Here is a 16,096-nt window from a genome sequence, read left to right on the forward strand (position 1 = left end):
CGGCGGCGAGCACGCGCCTTTAGCTCAGTTGGTAGAGCAGTGGACTTTTAATCCATGGGTCGTGGGTTCGAGCCCCACAGGGCGCACCACCCGTCCCGCGCCGGTCCCAACCGGCGCGGGACGTTCCATGTCCGGCCGCTGCGCGGCACGCGGCGTCGTTCTCCGGGAGCTGCGGCCTCGCCCGTGCGCATGCCCAGGGTCACAGACCCTGCTCTGGCCACGGCCCCCACTCACGGCCAGTGCCCAGGCCGTGGTGCTCCTGCCCGGGAGGGGCGGCGTGTGGGGAGTCCGGTGCCCTCACCCTGGTCCGTGGCGCCGGGACCGCCGGACCTCCGCGGTCAGCGCCCGGTGCCCACCCTGACGAGTCTCGAAAGCGCCCAGCCCATGAGGGGGCGGTAGGCCACGAGCACCGCGGCCGGTCCGTGGACCGTGACTCCCGCGCGGGTGCCGCCGCTCGAGGACGGGGAGACCCAGTGCGCCAGCGTCAGCTCGAGCGGTCCCAGGCGCACCCGCCACGACCAGCGGCCCTGAGCGGCCTGCACCGAGAGCACGCGGAACGGAACGGGAACCACGCGCAGCGCCCGCACCGTGCCCTCGGTGCCGGGCAGAAGCGTCTCGGAGTCCGCCCGCACGTTCGTCAGGTGCGGTGCCCACGCGGTCCACAGGTCGAGGCGCTCGTAGTGCTCCCACGCGTCCGAGGTGCGTGCCGGTCCGGTGCGGGTCACTGTCATCTTCACGAGGTCGAGTCTGCCCCCGTGCCACAGGAAGCGCCACCGGCGCCGAGGGGGTGAGGCTGTCCCCACTTTGCGCTACGTCCCGTGCGGTCGAGGCTGCGCCGTGCGCTGTCCGGTCTCGCGAAAGGTCGGCCTGACCTGGGCAAACATGCGAAATGGTCGGCTTGTCCACAAAATGGGGATGGTTCGGGGGCGCACTCGCAACCGGTGGAAATACGGGTGGGTGCGTGCCAGCATGAAGACATCGCAACACGGAGCTGGATGGTGCGGTGCGGTCATGACCGGGGGGAAAACGGGCCGCCTGTGCCGCCGCTGATCCGAACGTCCACCACGCTGGGGGGTGTGGTGTGTTCGGAGCCTCCGTGTGGCGTTGGAACGAAGCCAGTGCCGGGGGGGGGCACAGGCTTCGAGCGGATCTGATCCGCGCCGGTTGCCGGCGTGTGCGTCCGCTGCGCCCACACCGGCCCGTTCGGGGGAACGGGCCGGGGCGCAGCGGGCGCATCACGTTAAGGTGCGCCGCGCGCCCGCCATCTCCTCGCGACCGCTGCTCGACGTCGTGCCGTCGCCGCTCGTTGTGCGTGTCCGGACCCCCTGCGACACTGCAGCACATGACTCCGTCCGAGCCGTCCACCCCGTCCGATCTGCGAGCCCGTGCCCTGGGGCACCTGAGAGACCTCACGGGCAATCCGTCCGCGGACTTCCACCCGGGCCAGTTCGAGGCCGTCTCGGCGCTGGTGGAGGGGCACCGGCGGGCTCTCGTGGTGCAACGGACTGGTTGGGGAAAGTCCGCCGTCTACTTCCTCTCCGCGCTGCTCATGAGGACGCAGGGCTACGGGCCCACGCTGATCATCTCCCCGCTGCTCGCGCTCATGCGGGACCAGGTCTCGGCCGCCCAGCGTGCCGGGGTCCGAGCGGCCGCGATCTCCTCCGCCAATCCCACCGAGTGGGCGGAGATCTCCAGTGCCCTGGACCGCGGTGAGGTGGATGTCCTGCTGGTCTCGCCGGAGCGGCTCAACAACCCGCGGTTCCGGGACGAGCAGCTGCCTCAGCTCATGGACCGGCTGGGGCTGCTGGTCGTGGACGAGGCGCACTGCATCTCGGACTGGGGCCACGACTTCCGCCCGGACTACCGGCGGATCAAGGACATGCTGGCGCAGCTGCCGGACTCCGTGGCGGTGCTGGCCACCACGGCCACCGCGAACGAGCGCGTGATCGAGGACGTCAGGGAGCAGCTGGGGGTGGGCTCCGGGTACGGGGGCGAGGTGTTCACCCTGCGCGGTCCGCTGTCCCGCGCGTCGTTGCGGCTGGGGGTGCTGCGCCTGCCCTCCACCTCGGCGAGGCTGGCCTGGCTGCTGGCCCATCTGGACGAGCTGCCGGGCAGCGGGATCATCTACGCCCTGACCATCGGTGCGGCGGAGGACACCGCCCAGGCCCTCACGGACGCGGGTCACCGCGTGGCCGCCTACACGGGCCGCACCGACGCCGCGGAGCGGGAGGACCTCGAGGCGGCGCTGAAGGACAACCAGGTCAAGGCCCTCGTGGCCACCTCCGCGCTCGGCATGGGTTTCGACAAGCCCGATCTGGGCTTCGTGGTGCACCTCGGTGCGCCGTCGTCCCCCGTGGCCTACTACCAGCAGGTGGGGCGTGCCGGGCGCGCCACGGACACCGCGGACGTCCTGCTGCTCCCCGGGCGCGAGGACCGGGACATCTGGGAGTACTTCGCCACCGCGTCCATGCCCACCGAGGAGAAGGCCACCGCCGTCCTCACCGCACTTGCGGAGCACGGCGGGCCGCTGTCCGTCGCGGCGCTGGAGCCCCGCGTCAACATCAAGCGCTCGCCGCTGGAGCTGCTGCTCAAGGTGCTCGCCGTGGACGGAGCCGTGGAACGCGTGGGCGGGGGATGGCAGAGCACCGGCAGGCCGTGGCACTACGACGCTCCGCGGTACGACCGTGTGGGCCGCGCCAGGGAGGCCGAGCAGCGGGCCATGCTGGACTACCAGGTCACGGACGGGTGCCGCATGCAGTTCCTCACGCGCCAGCTCGACGACCCCTCGGGGGAACCGTGCGGGCGGTGCGACGTGTGCGCGGGGCCGTGGTACCCCACCGACGTCGATCCCGAGGTCTCCTCCGCGGCGGATGCCGCCCTGCACCGCGCCGGTGTCCCCCTCGAGCCGCGCGCCCAGTGGCCCACGGGAATGGAGCGTCTCGGCATCCGTGTGAAGGGCAAGATCCCGGAGACGGAGCGCGCGGAGCGCGGTCGCGCCGTGGCGCGCCTCACCGATCTCGGCTGGGGGGCCCGGCTGCGGGAGATCTTCCGCGCGGACGCGAACGGGCAGCCGGTGGACTCCCAGGTCACCAGGGACCTCGGACGGGCCGCCCTCACGGTGCTGTCGCAGTGGGACTGGCAGCAGCGGCCCACGGCCGTGGTGGCCATGCCGTCCCAGTCCCGACCGCAGCTGGTGGACTCCCTGGCACGGGGCATTGCGTCGGCGGGCCACCTCCCGTTCTGGGGCGCGCTGGAGCTGAATCCCGACGTCCCCCGGGGCAGCCACGGGGGCAACAGTGCCTACCGGCTTGCCGAGGTGTGGGACCGGTTCACCGTTCCGCCGGACGTGACGGAGCAGCTCAGCGCTTCGGGGCGTCCCGTGGTCCTGCTGGTGGACGACCTCGTGGACAGCCGCTGGAGCCTCACGGTCGCGGCGCAGCAGCTGCGGCTGGCCGGTGCTGAGGCCGTGCTGCCGTTCGTGCTCGCGGCACAGGGCTGAGCGGTTTGAGTGCCCGACCGGGCCGGGGCCGCCGCCCCCCCCCCCGGAGTGTCCCCAGCTCGGGTTCCGGATACTGAATTATCCTGACGGCATGGCCCAGCACTCAGGTGATCCGCTCGTGGAGATCGTCATTCCCGTCCACTCCACATCACGTCCCATCGAACGCGCCGTGTCCTCCGCGCTTCGTGCGAGCCGAGGAGCCCGCCCGGGGCAGTGCCGCGTGACGGTGGTGGCGCACCACGTGTCCGCTGACGAGGTCCGGGCCGTCCTGTCCGCTGAGCAGCGCGCAGCGGTCACGGTGATCGAGTGCGAGGACCGTGGGAGCACGGCGGCGGTGCCCCGCAACGAAGCCCTTCGCCGCACCAGGGCACGCTACATCAGCTTCCTCGACAGCGACGACACCCTCGACGCGGGCGCGGTGACCCGGTGGCTCGGGATCGCCGAGCGCAGGGGCAGCGACCTCGTGATCCCCTTCCAGCACCACACGGGCCATCGAGTGGACATCACCCCCATCCTCCGCCCGTTCCGCAGCTCCCGTCTGGACCCGGTGAAGGATCGGCTGAGCTACCGCAGCACCGCCTTCGGTCTGGTGAGGACCGCCGTGGTGCGAGAGTGCGGACTGGAGTTTGACGAGTCGGTCGCCACGGGGGAGGACCAGTCCTTCGTCGTCGGGCTCTACGCCACGGCGGAGCGCATCGACTACGCGCCGGGCGGGCCAGGACTGCTGATGCATGCGGATGCCGCAGACCGGGTCTCGGGCCAGGTGGTTCCGGTGCGCCGGAGCGTGGAGGCCACCCTGCGACTCGAAGCCCAGCCGTGGTTCGCGGCTGCGCCGTCACTGCGGAGGTCGTACATTCTCAAGTGCCTCCGCGTGAACTGCTTCCCCGCGGTGGAGTCTGCGGTGCGGTCGGAGGAGTGGGACGAAGCGCGTGCTGAGACCGTCCTCCGAACGGTGAACGACCTGCTGGCGCTCGCTCCCGGTGCGGAGGGGTGTCTCTCCCGCGCCGACGTCGAGGTGCTGCGTCTGCTGCGCCATGGAGCGGACCGCGTGGACCTGCTGGGTGCCCTGGCCGCCCGACGGCGGTTCGCAACCCCCGCTGCCCTGCTCACCGAGGACCCCCGGCGGGTGCTCGACCGGCAGGCTCCGATGCGTATCGCTGCGGCCAGTGCCGTGCAGATCCTGCGCTACCGAGCCGGACGACGTCGCGGTCCCATCGCCCGACAGCCACACCGGGGAATGCCCTGACAGGTGCTGAGGCCAGGAGACCTGAGCAACCGCGTCGAGCCTCGCCGACCGTCACCGGGGCTGCAGCTATTCCGCTCGTTGAAGGGTGCCCGGCGCGACTCAGGAGCGACGAGTCCTGCGGCGCAGCTGCGTGACGCGCGGAGCGAGGTCCCGCCAGGAGAGGGCACACCAGGCCGCGAGGAACAGGACGGTGACGAGCACGTGCGATGCCAGGCTCGCGTGGTCCTTCTCGAACCAGAGTCCCAGGAGAACCAGTGCGTAGCCCGACACCACGCGCAGCATGAGTCCCGTCCAGGACATGCGGTCGTGGATCCACACGATCACCAGAGGGCCCAGGGAGCTCACCAGGCAGCCCACCAGGTAGCCCAGGGCCGCGGCCATCACCCCCAGTTCGGGGCCCCACCACAGGATGGTTCCCACGCCCAGCAGCAGGCCCACGGCGTTGCACGCGGCGAGGGCGCGCACGCCCCAGTTTTCGCCGCCGTTGAGTCGCGAGTTGGAGGCGTTGAAACTCGTGGCGGAGACCGCGAAGAAGAGCACGATGAGCAGAGGAGCGGCCTGGGTGAACTCTGCGGCGCGCGCGCTGTAGAGCAGGTGGATGATGGGCTCCGCCCACAGGATTCCCACCCCGAACACGGGCAGGAACACGAGCACCATGATCCGCAGGATCGAATCCAGCTGCCGGCGCATGCCGGGGAAGTCCCCGGCCGTGAACATGCGTGCCACCGCCGGCGCGAGCGCCACCAGCATGGAGGAGGACAGCATGCTCGCGGGCGTGGCGATGCTGACTGCTGCGGAGTACTGACCCACGGCCGAGGCCGTGTCGTAGTGCTTGCCCATGATCATGGAGAGCTGCAGCAGCCCGGAGGCCGTGAGGATGTTGATGGCCGCCCACACGGTGAACGTGTTGATCTCCCGCTTGAGCGGTCGGGGCAGAGGCCCGCCGGAGGTGCGGGGCCAGCCGGGGATCGCGTAGATGAGGTACCCCAGGCTCAGTGGGAGCAGCAGCAGGGGAGTGAACCCTCCGAGCAGGACCAGCAGCAGCAGGGTGAGGGTGACACCCGAGCTGATGCAGTCCCACACGGCAGTGGTGACGAACTGGTTGTTGCCGGTACGCACTCCACGCACAAAGTTGTAGGCGGACAGTGCGACCACCAGCAGACCCGCCGAGACCGCGTAGGAGGGTGGCAGGTGCAGAGACCACGTGGCCACCCCAACCGCCACCACGGCCAGCACGGCGGTGGCCAGCGCGGCGGTCCGGGACGTGTAGACCGCCACGGAGAGCTGCTCCTCGCGGTGCTGCTGTCCGCGCGCCATGGCGATGAACTTGGAGGCGGCGTTGCCTGAGGCCTGTGGCCACAGCAGCACGAGGAACAGCGCCAGGGAGATCGCCAGGTTGACCTGACCGAGGATCTCGCTGCCCAGCATGTTGCCGATCAGCAGGCTGTAGCCGAACCGGGACAGCCCCTGGACGAACACCGCCACCACGGTCAGAGCGAAGGACGAACCGATGGGGTTGTCCCTGTTCTCGTGGTTGGGAGGAGGGAAGAGGATCTTCCGCCACCGCCCGGTGGGTCTGGGCTGTGCTGGGGGCGTGGTCATCACGGGGAGTCTAGTTCACGGGTGCGCGTGTGCCGGTGGTCGGGCGGGAACTGAGAGCGCGTGGATAGAGTGGGCGCATGCGAATTCTGGTGGTCTCCACGTGGTACCCCGATCGGGACGCGCCGTTCCGCACGCCGTTCGTTCCCAGGCACGTTGCCGCCATCGCGCGCGACCACGAGGTGCACGTGGTTCACATCCGGCTCCTCGACCACGGCGCCCCGTGCGAGGAGAGCTGGGACGGAGTGGGCGTCACCCGGGTGGGCCTGGATCCCCGCCACCCCATGAGCGTGCTCCGGACGCTGGGGGTGCTGAGGACCTGGGCGTCGCACGCGGACGTGGTGCACACCATGGCGCTGTCCTCCGCGCTTGTCGCCGCGTCCCTGGCATGGTCCAGGCCGTGGGTGCACACGGAGCACTGGAACGGCGTGATCTTCCCCGAGCACGTTCATCCGGTCTGGGAACGGGTGGCCTGGTTGCGCCACGTGCTGCGTCTCCCCGACGCAGTCACGGGGGTGAGTTCCCTCATGACCAGCACGTTGGAGCGTTTCGCGCGTCCCGGCACCGTCCAGCGCATCGGCAATGTGGTGGAGCACAGCGAACTGGTGCCGCCCAAAGCGGCTCAGCCCTTCGCGCTGATGGCAGTGGGAGCCGCCACGGAGCACAAGGGGGCCGAACTCGCGGTGGAGACGGTGGCCTGGTTGCGGGACCGCGGCCACGACGCCTCTCTGGTGTGGGCGGGAGACGGTCCTCGTCGTGCGGCGGCCCTGGAGCGGGCCGCGGAGCTGGGAGTCGCCGACCACGTGTCGTTCCCCGGATTCCGCAGCCCCGAGCAGCTCTGGCAGCACTTCGCGGAGTCGTCGGTGTTCGTGCTGCCCTCCAGATCAGAGACCTTCTGCGTGGCGGCCGCGGAGGCACTCGCGGCCGGCCGGCCGGGGGTGATGGGCGATCAGGGGGGTCAGCGCGACTTCATTCGCCCGTCCAACGGTCGAATGGTGCCCACGCGCAGCGCTGAGGCCTTCGGCTCCGCCGTTGTGGACCTCGTGTCGGACCCCGGCACCGAGCCCCCCCAGGCGCTGGCGGACACCATCCGCCGGGAGTACGGGCGCGATGCCGTCGCGGACCAGCTCACCGGGCTCTACCAGGAGGTCACGGACGGCACGGTCGGCCGCCGCCGCAATAGTCGTCGGGCTCGAGGACGTTGACGCTTTGACCCGGCACTCTCGGGCCCTATAGTCTTGACACCGTTGTTTTCCTGGACTCAGTCCAGGGTTGACAGCGTGGAGACGTGCCAGAGCGGCCGAATGGACTTCACTGCTAATGAAGGGCTCGGATTAACCCCGGGCCGGGGGTTCAAATCCCCCCGTCTCCGCATTACGAGAAGGCCCCTGCCTCTCCGGGAACACCCGGGGGAGCAGGGGCCTTTCGCATACCCGGGCCGGGCGGTGCGCTCAGGCGACGTCGCCCGTGCGGGAGAGCTCCCTGGGCTCGCCGCGGCGCATGAAGAACGTGAGCACCAGGACGAGGGCGCCGATCACCGTGGCCGTGACGAACGCGGCGTGCACGCCCGGGATGGAGTCCGTGACCGTGGTGCCGTCCGGGCGCTGAGAGACCACCGTGCCGGCCTGCAGCACGCCCACGAGCAGTGCGGTGCCGGCACCGCCGGCCACCTGCTGCAGCGTGGAGAGCATCGCCGAACCGTGGGAGTACAGGTGCGGCGGCAGCGGGTTCAGTCCGGAGGTGAAAGCCGGGGTGAAGATCAGTGCCAGCCCCACGGACATCGCGATCTGCAGCGTCACGATCCACCACACGGGGGTGTCCGCCTCCAGGCGGGAGAACCCGAACATCACGAGGGTCAGCAGAGCGGCACCCGGAACGGTCAGAGGGCGGGGTCCCCACGCGTCGAAGAGCCTGCCGACCACGGGGCCCAGCAGACCCATCACGAGGCCGCCGGGGAGCAGGATCAGCCCGGTCTCCAGGGTGTCCAGGCCACGGCCGGTCTGGAGGTAGAGGGGCAGCACGATGACCCCGCCGAACAGCGTCATCATGCCGAGGGCGAGGACAGCCACCGAGACAGTGAACTCCCGGTAGCGAAAGGTCCTCATGTCCAGGAACGGCTCGTTGCGCCGCTGCAGGCGCGTCTGGCGCCACACGAACAGACCCACCAGCACCACGCCCAGCGCAAGTACGGTGGCGCCGCCCGCGGCGGACGAGAACCAGCTCGGGTCGGACCCGGTCTCGGAACCGGCCGCGCCCACGGCGGAGAGCCCCTGCACCAGGGAGCCGAAACCCAGCACGGACAGCACCACCGACGGCAGGTCCAGGCGAAGGGTGCCGCGCTCGCTCACGTCCTTGAGCCGCAGCAGCCCGATCGCCAGGGCCAGCAGGGCGATGGGGAGCACGAACCAGAAGATGGTGCGCCACGGGAAGTGGGCCAGGATCAGGCCCGAGAGCGTGGGCCCGAGGGCCGGAGCCACGGAGATCACGATCGACACGTTGCCCATGACCACACCGCGGCGCTGACGGGGCACGAGCATCAGGATGGTGGTCATCAGCAGGGGCAGCATGATGGCGGAGCCGAAGGCCTGGACCACGCGGGCGAGGATCAGCACCCCGAAGCTGGGGGTCACCGCCGCCAGCAGGGTGCCCAGGGCGAAGCTGCCCATGGCCAGGGCGAACACGGCGCGGGTGCTGAAGCGTTGCAGCAGGAACCCGGTGGTGGGGATGACCACCGCCATGGTGAGCATGAAGGACGTGGTGACCCACTGGACCGTGGCGGCGCTCACGGACATGTCCTCCATGATGTGCGGCAGCGCCACGTTGAGAACGGTCTCGTTGAGGATCACCACGAACGCGGCCACGAGCAGCACCGCGATGGTCGCGGTGGCTCCGGCGGCTGACTGCGGTCGTTCTTCGGCCTGTGCGGCAGAGGACATGGGGGAGCTCCGAACGGTCTGGGGAGGTGGTGCCCGTCCGCAGGGGAGACCGGCGGGGGCCGCGCAAGCATAGCGGCGTGTCCGCGCAGCGGCAAGGCTGTCACACGTTCACGGGAGAACGCGAGCCGCCGGGCGCTGCGCACCGTCCGGGGGTCACGAGCGGGGCGTCGTGCGCGGTCTGGTGGGCGGCGTGCCGCCCGCCCCCCCGTCACAATTCGGACGGCACCGTGTTTGCTCCCGCATATCGATGCACATGGATACACTCCAAAACAGCACCAGGTCCACTCCCGCCCGCTCGGGTCCGCGGCGTACCGGACCCGGGCCGGAGCAGGAGGAACGGGCATGGGCAGTGCACGAGTGCGGGGTTGGATCGCGGCGGGAGTGTCGCTGGCAGTGATCGCCGCGGCAGTACCGGCGGCTGCGGCGCCCCCGGATGGAGCGGCGTCGTCGGGAGAGCAGGCCGCGCAGGCGCAGCCGGCGGTGACCGGGGGAGTGGCCACCCTGGGCCGGGGGTCGGCAGGGCAGGGCCGTGTGCTCCCCGAGACGGACCGGTTCGTGGTGGAGTACAAGGAGGGCGTGCCCCGGGAGCACCGCAGTGCCGCGCTCGCTCAAGCCTCGCAGACCGCTGACGTCCCGCGGGCGGAGACGGTCCGGGCCACGGGCAGCGGTGAGGATGTCGTGGAGACGGACACCATGCTCTCCCCTGCGGAGCAGAAGGACATGGTGGCCGCTATCGAGGCCAACCCTGCCGTGGAGTCCGCGGAGCCCGACCAGATCGTGGTGGGGGCGCTCGCCGCGACACCTCCCGCCACCCCGAACGACACGAACTGGAACTACCAGTGGGGCCCGCGCAACATCGGCGTGCCGAACGCGTGGTGGCAGGGCACCGGTCAGGGCGTGGTGATCGGCATTGCGGACACTGGCCAGATCAACCACCCGGACCTCAACGCCAAGACGGTGCCCGGCTACGACTTCCTCTCCGACACCTACCACTCGCGGGACGGCAACGGGCGTGACGCGAACCCGCAGGACCAGGGGGACTGGAGCCCGGGGCGGCCGTCCTGGTGGCACGGTTCGCACGTGGCGGGCATCGCCGCCGCGCAGACGAACAACAGGATGGGCATCGCCGGTGTGGCCCCCGACGCGAAGGTCCAGCATGCCCGCGTTCTCGGGGCGGACGGCCGCGGGTACGTATCGGACATCGCGGACGGCGTGATGTGGTCTGCGGGCATTCCCATCCCGGGAGTGCCCCGGAACACGAACCCGGCCAAGGTGGTCAACCTGTCGGAGGCGTGGGACTCCGGTAGCTGTCCCGCGGTGATGCAGAACGCGATCAACCGGATGCACAAGATCAACGTGCCGCTCGTGGTGGCGGCCGGCAACGCGGCCAAGAGCGCGAACCTGGCCGCGCCCGCCAACTGCGGGGGCGCCATCGTGGTGGGGGCCACGAATTCCCACAACCAGCTCACCGGATACTCCAACTGGGGGCCGATGCTCGACGTCGTGGCTCCGGGGGGAGACGCGGGCGCCCCCATCTGGTCCACGGTCAACACGGGCACCTACTCGATCGGCAAGCCGAGCTACGGAGACCTCAGTGGAACCTCCATGGCGGCCCCGCACGTGGCCGGGGTGATCGCGATCATGAAGGAGCGGAACCCGGATCTGGGCGTCGAGGCCATCCGGAGCACTCTTCGCAGCACCGGCACCCCCGTGAACGGCTACCGGAAGGTGAACGGCTATGCGGCGGCGCGAGCCGTGCCCAAGGCCAAGCCCACGGTGCGCGGCGCCATTGCCACCTATTACAACGCCCACGGCGGCGCTGCTGCCATGGGTGCACCCACCACGGGGGAGCAGAGCACGGGAACGGGCGGGGTGGTCCAAAGTTTCGTGAAGAACGGCCGCACCACGCGGATCTACTGGTCTCCCGGCACAGGAGCGCACAGGGTGGACACCTGGACGGGGATTGGTGCGCGCTACGTGAAGCTGGGCGGACACGCAGCACTCGGGCTGCCGCACAAGGACGAGCAGCCCACCGCCACGGGCGGGGCCTACCAGAGCTTCGTGGACCCGCAGACCCGGCGTGCCACCAAGATGATGTGGAGCAAGGCCACCGGCGCGCAGCCCGTGGTGGAGACGTCAGCCATCGGGCAGCGGTGGTCCCGCGACGGCTACGAGGCCGGTGCCGGCTACCCCACCTCACCCGAGGTGAAGACCTCAACGGGTGCGTACCAGCGCTTCCGCAACGTGAAGACCGGTGAGACCACGCAGTACACCTGGACACGGAGCACGGGGAAGGTGGTCCGCACCGCCGTCCGCTGACCGCCCGCAGAACGGCCCGGGGTGCGGCTCGGGCGCCTGACTCCGGGATGAACCTGCCCCGCCCTGCCCGTCGATATCCTGGACGGCATGGGTATTCAGCAGCGCGTGGTGGTGGTGGGGGCCGGTCCCCGTGGTCTGTCGGTCGTGGAGCGGCTCGTGGCCCGCTCGGCGCACACGGGGGACCGCGTCCACATCGACCTGGTGGATCCCTTCCCTCCTGGCCCGGGGCACGTGTGGCGCACGGACCAGTCGGACGTGTTCCTCATGAACACACCCTCCCTGTTCCCCACTGTCATCGCGGCACCCGGGGCCCTGGAGGTGCCCTCGCCGGAACCGCTGCGGGGGATGAGCTTCGAGCGGTGGCGCCGCGGCGTCGTCACCGGGGAGATCACGCCCGTGACGCCGCTCTCGCCGGAGCAGAGCGCGGCGCTCGCGGAGCTCACCCCCCAGGGCTACCCGCCGCGCGCCGTCTACGGGCGCTACCTCGAGTGGGTGTTCGCCACGCTGCAGGAGAACCTCCCGGACACGGTGCGCCTGCAGGTGCACCGCGGAGAGGCCGTGGACGCGTGGGTCCGTTCCGAGGGCCGGCACCGCTACGCGGTGGAGCTGTCGGGCGGGCTCGTGCTCCCAGCGGACGCGGTGGTGCTCGCCCTGGGCCACCTGGACGCGCACCTGCGCCCGGCGCAGAAGGACCTGGTGGACGGGGCCGCCGAGCACGGCCTCACGTACTGGCCGCCCACCGTCCCCGCGGACGCCTTCTGGTCCGAGCTGCCGAGCGGTGAGACGGTCCTCGTGCGCGGCATGGGTCTGAACTTCTGCGACGCGCTGGCGCGGCTCACCGAGGGCCGTGGTGGCTCGTTCGACACCGACCCGAACAACCCCGAACGGTTGGTCTACCAGCCCTCGGGGCGCGAGCCGAAGATCGTGGCCGGGTCCCGGCGGGGCACCCCCTACCGCGCGAAGCCCGTGCTGCAGGGCTACTACGCGCAGTCCCTCCAGACCCGGTTCTTCACCCTGGACGCCGTGCAGGAGCTGGCGGAGGACTCGCAGCGTGCCCTGTCCTTCGAACGGCAGCTGTGGCCGCTGATCCGCAAGGACGTGATCTGGAACTACTACACGGTCCTGGCCCGCACCGCGCCCGAGGCCTTCCAGTCCGATCCGCAGCAGTTCCTGCGGGAGCTGGACGAGATCCTCCTGGACACCACCGACCCCGGCTGGTCGCACCACAGTGACGCCCTGATCTCCGACGCCGTGGTCCCCGGCCGGCAGCTGCAGCAGGCACGGCTGGCCCGTCCGTTCGAGGACGTTAGCTTCGCGAGCCACGACGAGTACGCTGCGGCGGTCGTGCACTACCTGGACCGCGATGTCCACGGCTCGTTGCGCGGCGAGGACGACCCCGTGAAGATGGCGATCGCGTCCCTCAACGCCGCGCGCACGGTGCTCAAGTGCGTCCTCGCGGAGATCGGGATCTCGGACTCCTCGTGGGTCCACGAGCTGCGCCGCCAGTTCGAGCCCCTCGTGGAAGGCCTCGCCTCGGGCCCGCCCGTGCTGCGGATCCAGCAGCTCGCGGCGCTCACCCGGGCGGGCGTGGTCCGCTTCCTCGGCCCCGAGCCCCGTTTCGTGGTGGACCGCACCGAGGGGTGCTTCGTGGCGGCCTCTCCGTGGGTCGAGGACGCACCGGTGCGCTCGCGGTGGCTCATCGAGGCGATGTCCCCCACCAACGACGTCCACCGCAACATCTCGCCGCTGCTCACCCACATGCACGAGCGCGGGCTGGTGCGCGCCCGCCTCATGGAGACCCAGGACGGCGCGAGCCCCGAGTCCAGCTCGGGTCTGGACGTGAGCATCGAGCGCGCCCGCGGCACCCGGGACGACGACGCCGCGTCCCGGTCCTTCGTCTACCGCGCCGTGGGCGCCGGAGACCAGGCGGAGGAGGGGATCTACGTAATCGGCCTGCAGCTGTCCTCGGTGCAGTGGGGCGTGTCCATCGCCGCGGAGGCCGAGGCTCCGGCTCACCTTGGCTCCCGCACGATCGCGGACGCGGACCAGATCGCGCAGGACGTCTTCGCGGGGGCGCGGCGCGAACCGTGAGCGGGGCGCCCGGGGCGCGGGCGGCGTCGTCGTCGTGGGGCGGTGTGCTCAGCCGAGGACGGCGCGGGCGGTCCGCTCGTCCGTGACCAGGTGGGAGACGAAACCCGCCTGCAGGACTGCGCGCAGCACGGGCACCTTGGCGGCCCCTCCGGCCACGCAGATCCGGATCTCCTTGCGGCGCAGCGCCTCCAGGGGGATGGACACGGTGCGTTCGTCCAGCTCGGGGACGGCCACCCGGCCGTGCTCGTCGATGAAGTGTGAGCACAGGTCGCCCACGGCGTCGCGCGTGACCCCGGCGCGTTCGGAGGGTGACAGGACGTCCCTCATGAGCAGGGGAGAGTCCTCCGGCACCGATCCCACGGTGAAGATCGCGGTGCGTGCGCTGCGGCCCAGGTCCAGGACGTACTTGATGCTCCGGTCCTGCTCCACCACCTGCCTGACCTCGTGGCTGTCGAAGAGCATGGGCAGCGGCAGGGTGTGGGGGTAGGCGGAAAACGCGGCGCACAGCAGCCGGATCGTCTCGTGGTGGCCCACGAGCGGTGAGGCCAGGCTGCTGCCGCCCTTGAGCTGGACCATGTGCACCCCGCTGCGCGGCTGGGGCGTCAGTGCCTGGGCCACCGCCCGCATGGTCCGGCCCCACGTGATGCCCACGAGATCGCCGTCGGCCACGTTCTCCTCGAGCACCTGGGCACCCATGCCGCCGAGCTCGTGCAGCAGCTCCTCGTCCGTGTCCGCCGCGGCCACCACGCGCGCCTGCGCGAGGCCGAAGCGCTCGCACAGCTGCCGGCCCACGTCCGAGGACACGGCGCGGGGATCGCGGATCTCGATGCTCACGAACCCCCGGTCCTTGGCGTGCTGCAGCAGCTTGGAAACCGTGGGCCGGGAGATCGACAGCTTCCGGGCGATGTCCGCCTGGGGCAGGCCGCGCTGGTAGTACAGCCGCGCCACGTCCAGGGACTGGGCGTCCCGTGAGCTCAGCTCCACGCGCCGAGCTCCCGTCCGGGGAGGGAGCCGGTCACAGGCCCATGATCACGCCGACGAGCGCGGCGTTGAGCATGTTGGTGAGGAAGCCGGCGAACAGGGCGAACATGCCCAGCTGGGCCACGTCCGCGCGCCGGTCCGGTGCCAGCCCGCCGAACGAGCCGATCTGGATGGCGATCGACGACAGGTTGGCGAAGCCCGCCAGGGCGAACGTGGTGATCAGCACCGACTGGGGCTGCAGGTCCGGGATGGCCGGGCCGAAGGACGTGTAGCCCACGAACTCGTTGAGGATGGTCTTCTGGCCGATGAAGTTGCCCACCTGTGCGGCGTCCTCCCACGGCACGCCGATGGCCCAGGCGAGCGGTGCGAAGAGGATCCCGAACAGGCCCTCGAGGGACCAGCCCTCGAAGCCGAAGAGCGAGCCGAACCACTCCAGACCGCCGGACACCATGGCGATCAGGGCGATGAAGGCGATGAGCAGGCAGCCCACGATCACCGCGATCCTGCCGCCGCTCAGGGCGCCGTTGCCGATGGCGTCGATGAGGTTCTTGGACTCGGTGTCCTTCACCTTGAGCGTGTTGACAGACGCCACGGACTCCTCGGTCTCCGGCATGAGGGCCTTGGCGATCAGCAGGGAGCCGGGAGCGTTCATCACGGAGGCCGCGAGCAGGTAGGGCAGCGGCGCGCCCAGCAGCGAGTAGCCCACCAGGGTGGAGCCCGCCGCGGCGGCGAAGCCACCGGTCATGCACGTGAACAGCTCTGAGCGGGTCAGCTTGCTCAGGTAGGGCTTGATCACCAGCGGAGCCTCGCTCTGCCCCAGGAAGATCACCGTGGCCGCGAACACGGACTCCACCTTGGAGGTTCCCATGATCTTGTTCAGCGCCGTGCCCACGACGTGGACGAAAACCTGGATCACCCGCAGGTAGTACAGGCCACCGATGAGCGCGCCCAGGAAGATGATCACGGGCAGGACGCTCAGCGCGAAGACGAAGCCGTTGTCCTCGCTGACCAGCCCGCCGAAGACGAACATGACGCCCTCGTTGGTGAAGCTAATGAGCTTCTGGATCAGGTCCGAGACCCACTTCAACGCCGCGTAGCCGGCTTCCCACTTGAGGATCAGCAGCGCGACCCCCGCCTGCAGGGCGAGCCCCACGCCTAGCGTGCGCCACTTGATGGCGTGCCGGTGGCGGGAGAACAGGATGATGATGCCCAGGATGAGCGCAATGCCCACCAGGCCCTGGAAACGGCCCACGGTGACCCCAGCTTTCGTTGTCCGGCACGGCGGCGACGGTGCCGCAGCGTGCACATTTGTCAAAACTATAAGTGCCAGAATTTCCGAATCGACGCATAGGATGGAGAACGAGTCGTGTCGCGGGCGCGCACCCGCACCAGCACGGCGCCGCATCTACACGAGGGAGTGAGCAC

General features: G+C 70.4%; 10 protein-coding genes and 2 tRNA genes. 7 read left to right on the forward strand and 5 right to left on the reverse strand.

Annotated elements, in window-relative coordinates:
- The first annotated feature begins 13 nt into the window (after positions 1-13).
- Positions 14-89, forward strand: a tRNA-Lys gene (locus HMPREF2833_RS03235).
- A 249-nt stretch (positions 90-338) separates the two neighbouring features.
- Here HMPREF2833_RS03235 and HMPREF2833_RS03240 read toward each other — a convergent pair.
- Positions 339-731: an SRPBCC family protein gene (locus HMPREF2833_RS03240; protein ID WP_035885296.1), complete on the reverse strand. Its 393-nt coding sequence runs from the start codon at positions 729-731 to the stop codon at positions 339-341.
- A 611-nt stretch (positions 732-1,342) separates the two neighbouring features.
- On the opposite strand from HMPREF2833_RS03240, the gene HMPREF2833_RS03245 reads away from it, so the two are divergent.
- Together HMPREF2833_RS03245 and HMPREF2833_RS03250 are read left to right on the forward strand one after the other, a co-directional pair.
- Positions 1,343-3,499 (forward strand): RecQ family ATP-dependent DNA helicase, encoded by a 2,157-nt coding sequence (locus tag HMPREF2833_RS03245; protein ID WP_070636672.1) that lies wholly within the window; start codon positions 1,343-1,345, stop codon positions 3,497-3,499.
- Positions 3,500-3,590: 91 nt separating this feature from the next.
- The gene (locus HMPREF2833_RS03250; protein ID WP_083310920.1) at positions 3,591-4,745 is read left to right on the forward strand and encodes a glycosyltransferase; all 1,155 of its coding nucleotides are present in this window, start codon (positions 3,591-3,593) and stop codon (positions 4,743-4,745) included.
- Positions 4,746-4,844: 99 nt separating this feature from the next.
- On the opposite strand, the gene HMPREF2833_RS03255 is transcribed toward HMPREF2833_RS03250, so the two are convergent.
- A complete protein-coding gene (locus HMPREF2833_RS03255) occupies positions 4,845-6,347 on the reverse strand; it encodes a lipopolysaccharide biosynthesis protein (protein ID WP_070636674.1) in 1,503 nt (500 codons plus the stop codon).
- A gap of 77 nt (positions 6,348-6,424) precedes the next feature.
- Between HMPREF2833_RS03255 and HMPREF2833_RS03260 the strand changes: the two genes are divergently transcribed.
- Complete coding sequence (locus HMPREF2833_RS03260) at positions 6,425-7,549, forward strand: glycosyltransferase (RefSeq protein ID WP_070636675.1); 1,125 nt, start codon at positions 6,425-6,427, stop codon at positions 7,547-7,549.
- Between the two features lie 77 nt (positions 7,550-7,626).
- Positions 7,627-7,716 (forward strand) — tRNA-Ser (locus tag HMPREF2833_RS03265).
- Positions 7,717-7,795: 79 nt separating this feature from the next.
- On the opposite strand, the gene HMPREF2833_RS03270 is transcribed toward HMPREF2833_RS03265, so the two are convergent.
- On the reverse strand, positions 7,796-9,280 hold the full coding sequence (locus tag HMPREF2833_RS03270) for an MDR family MFS transporter (protein ID WP_070636676.1): 1,485 nt from the start codon (positions 9,278-9,280) through the stop codon (positions 7,796-7,798).
- 342 nt (positions 9,281-9,622) lie between these two features.
- Here HMPREF2833_RS03270 and HMPREF2833_RS03275 point away from each other — a divergent pair, with 342 nt between their 5' ends.
- Positions 9,623-11,599 carry a S8 family serine peptidase gene (locus HMPREF2833_RS03275; protein ID WP_070636677.1) on the forward strand — a complete coding sequence of 659 codons (1,977 nt, stop codon included), beginning with the start codon at positions 9,623-9,625 and terminating at the stop codon, positions 11,597-11,599.
- Positions 11,600-11,686: 87 nt separating this feature from the next.
- Positions 11,687-13,690: an FAD/NAD(P)-binding protein gene (locus HMPREF2833_RS03280; protein ID WP_019310517.1), complete on the forward strand. Its 2,004-nt coding sequence runs from the start codon at positions 11,687-11,689 to the stop codon at positions 13,688-13,690.
- Between the two features lie 48 nt (positions 13,691-13,738).
- On the opposite strand, the gene HMPREF2833_RS03285 is transcribed toward HMPREF2833_RS03280, so the two are convergent.
- Both HMPREF2833_RS03285 and HMPREF2833_RS03290 read right to left on the reverse strand, forming a co-directional pair.
- A complete protein-coding gene (locus HMPREF2833_RS03285; RefSeq protein WP_070636678.1) occupies positions 13,739-14,674 on the reverse strand; it encodes a sugar-binding transcriptional regulator in 936 nt (311 codons plus the stop codon).
- Between the two features lie 31 nt (positions 14,675-14,705).
- Positions 14,706-15,923: a NupC/NupG family nucleoside CNT transporter gene (locus HMPREF2833_RS03290; RefSeq protein ID WP_019310515.1), complete on the reverse strand. Its 1,218-nt coding sequence runs from the start codon at positions 15,921-15,923 to the stop codon at positions 14,706-14,708.
- Positions 15,924-16,096: the final 173 nt, after the last annotated feature.

The organism is Kocuria sp. HMSC066H03 (assembly GCF_001812045.1).
GTDB classification, from domain to species: Bacteria; Actinomycetota; Actinomycetes; order Actinomycetales; family Micrococcaceae; genus Kocuria; species Kocuria rhizophila.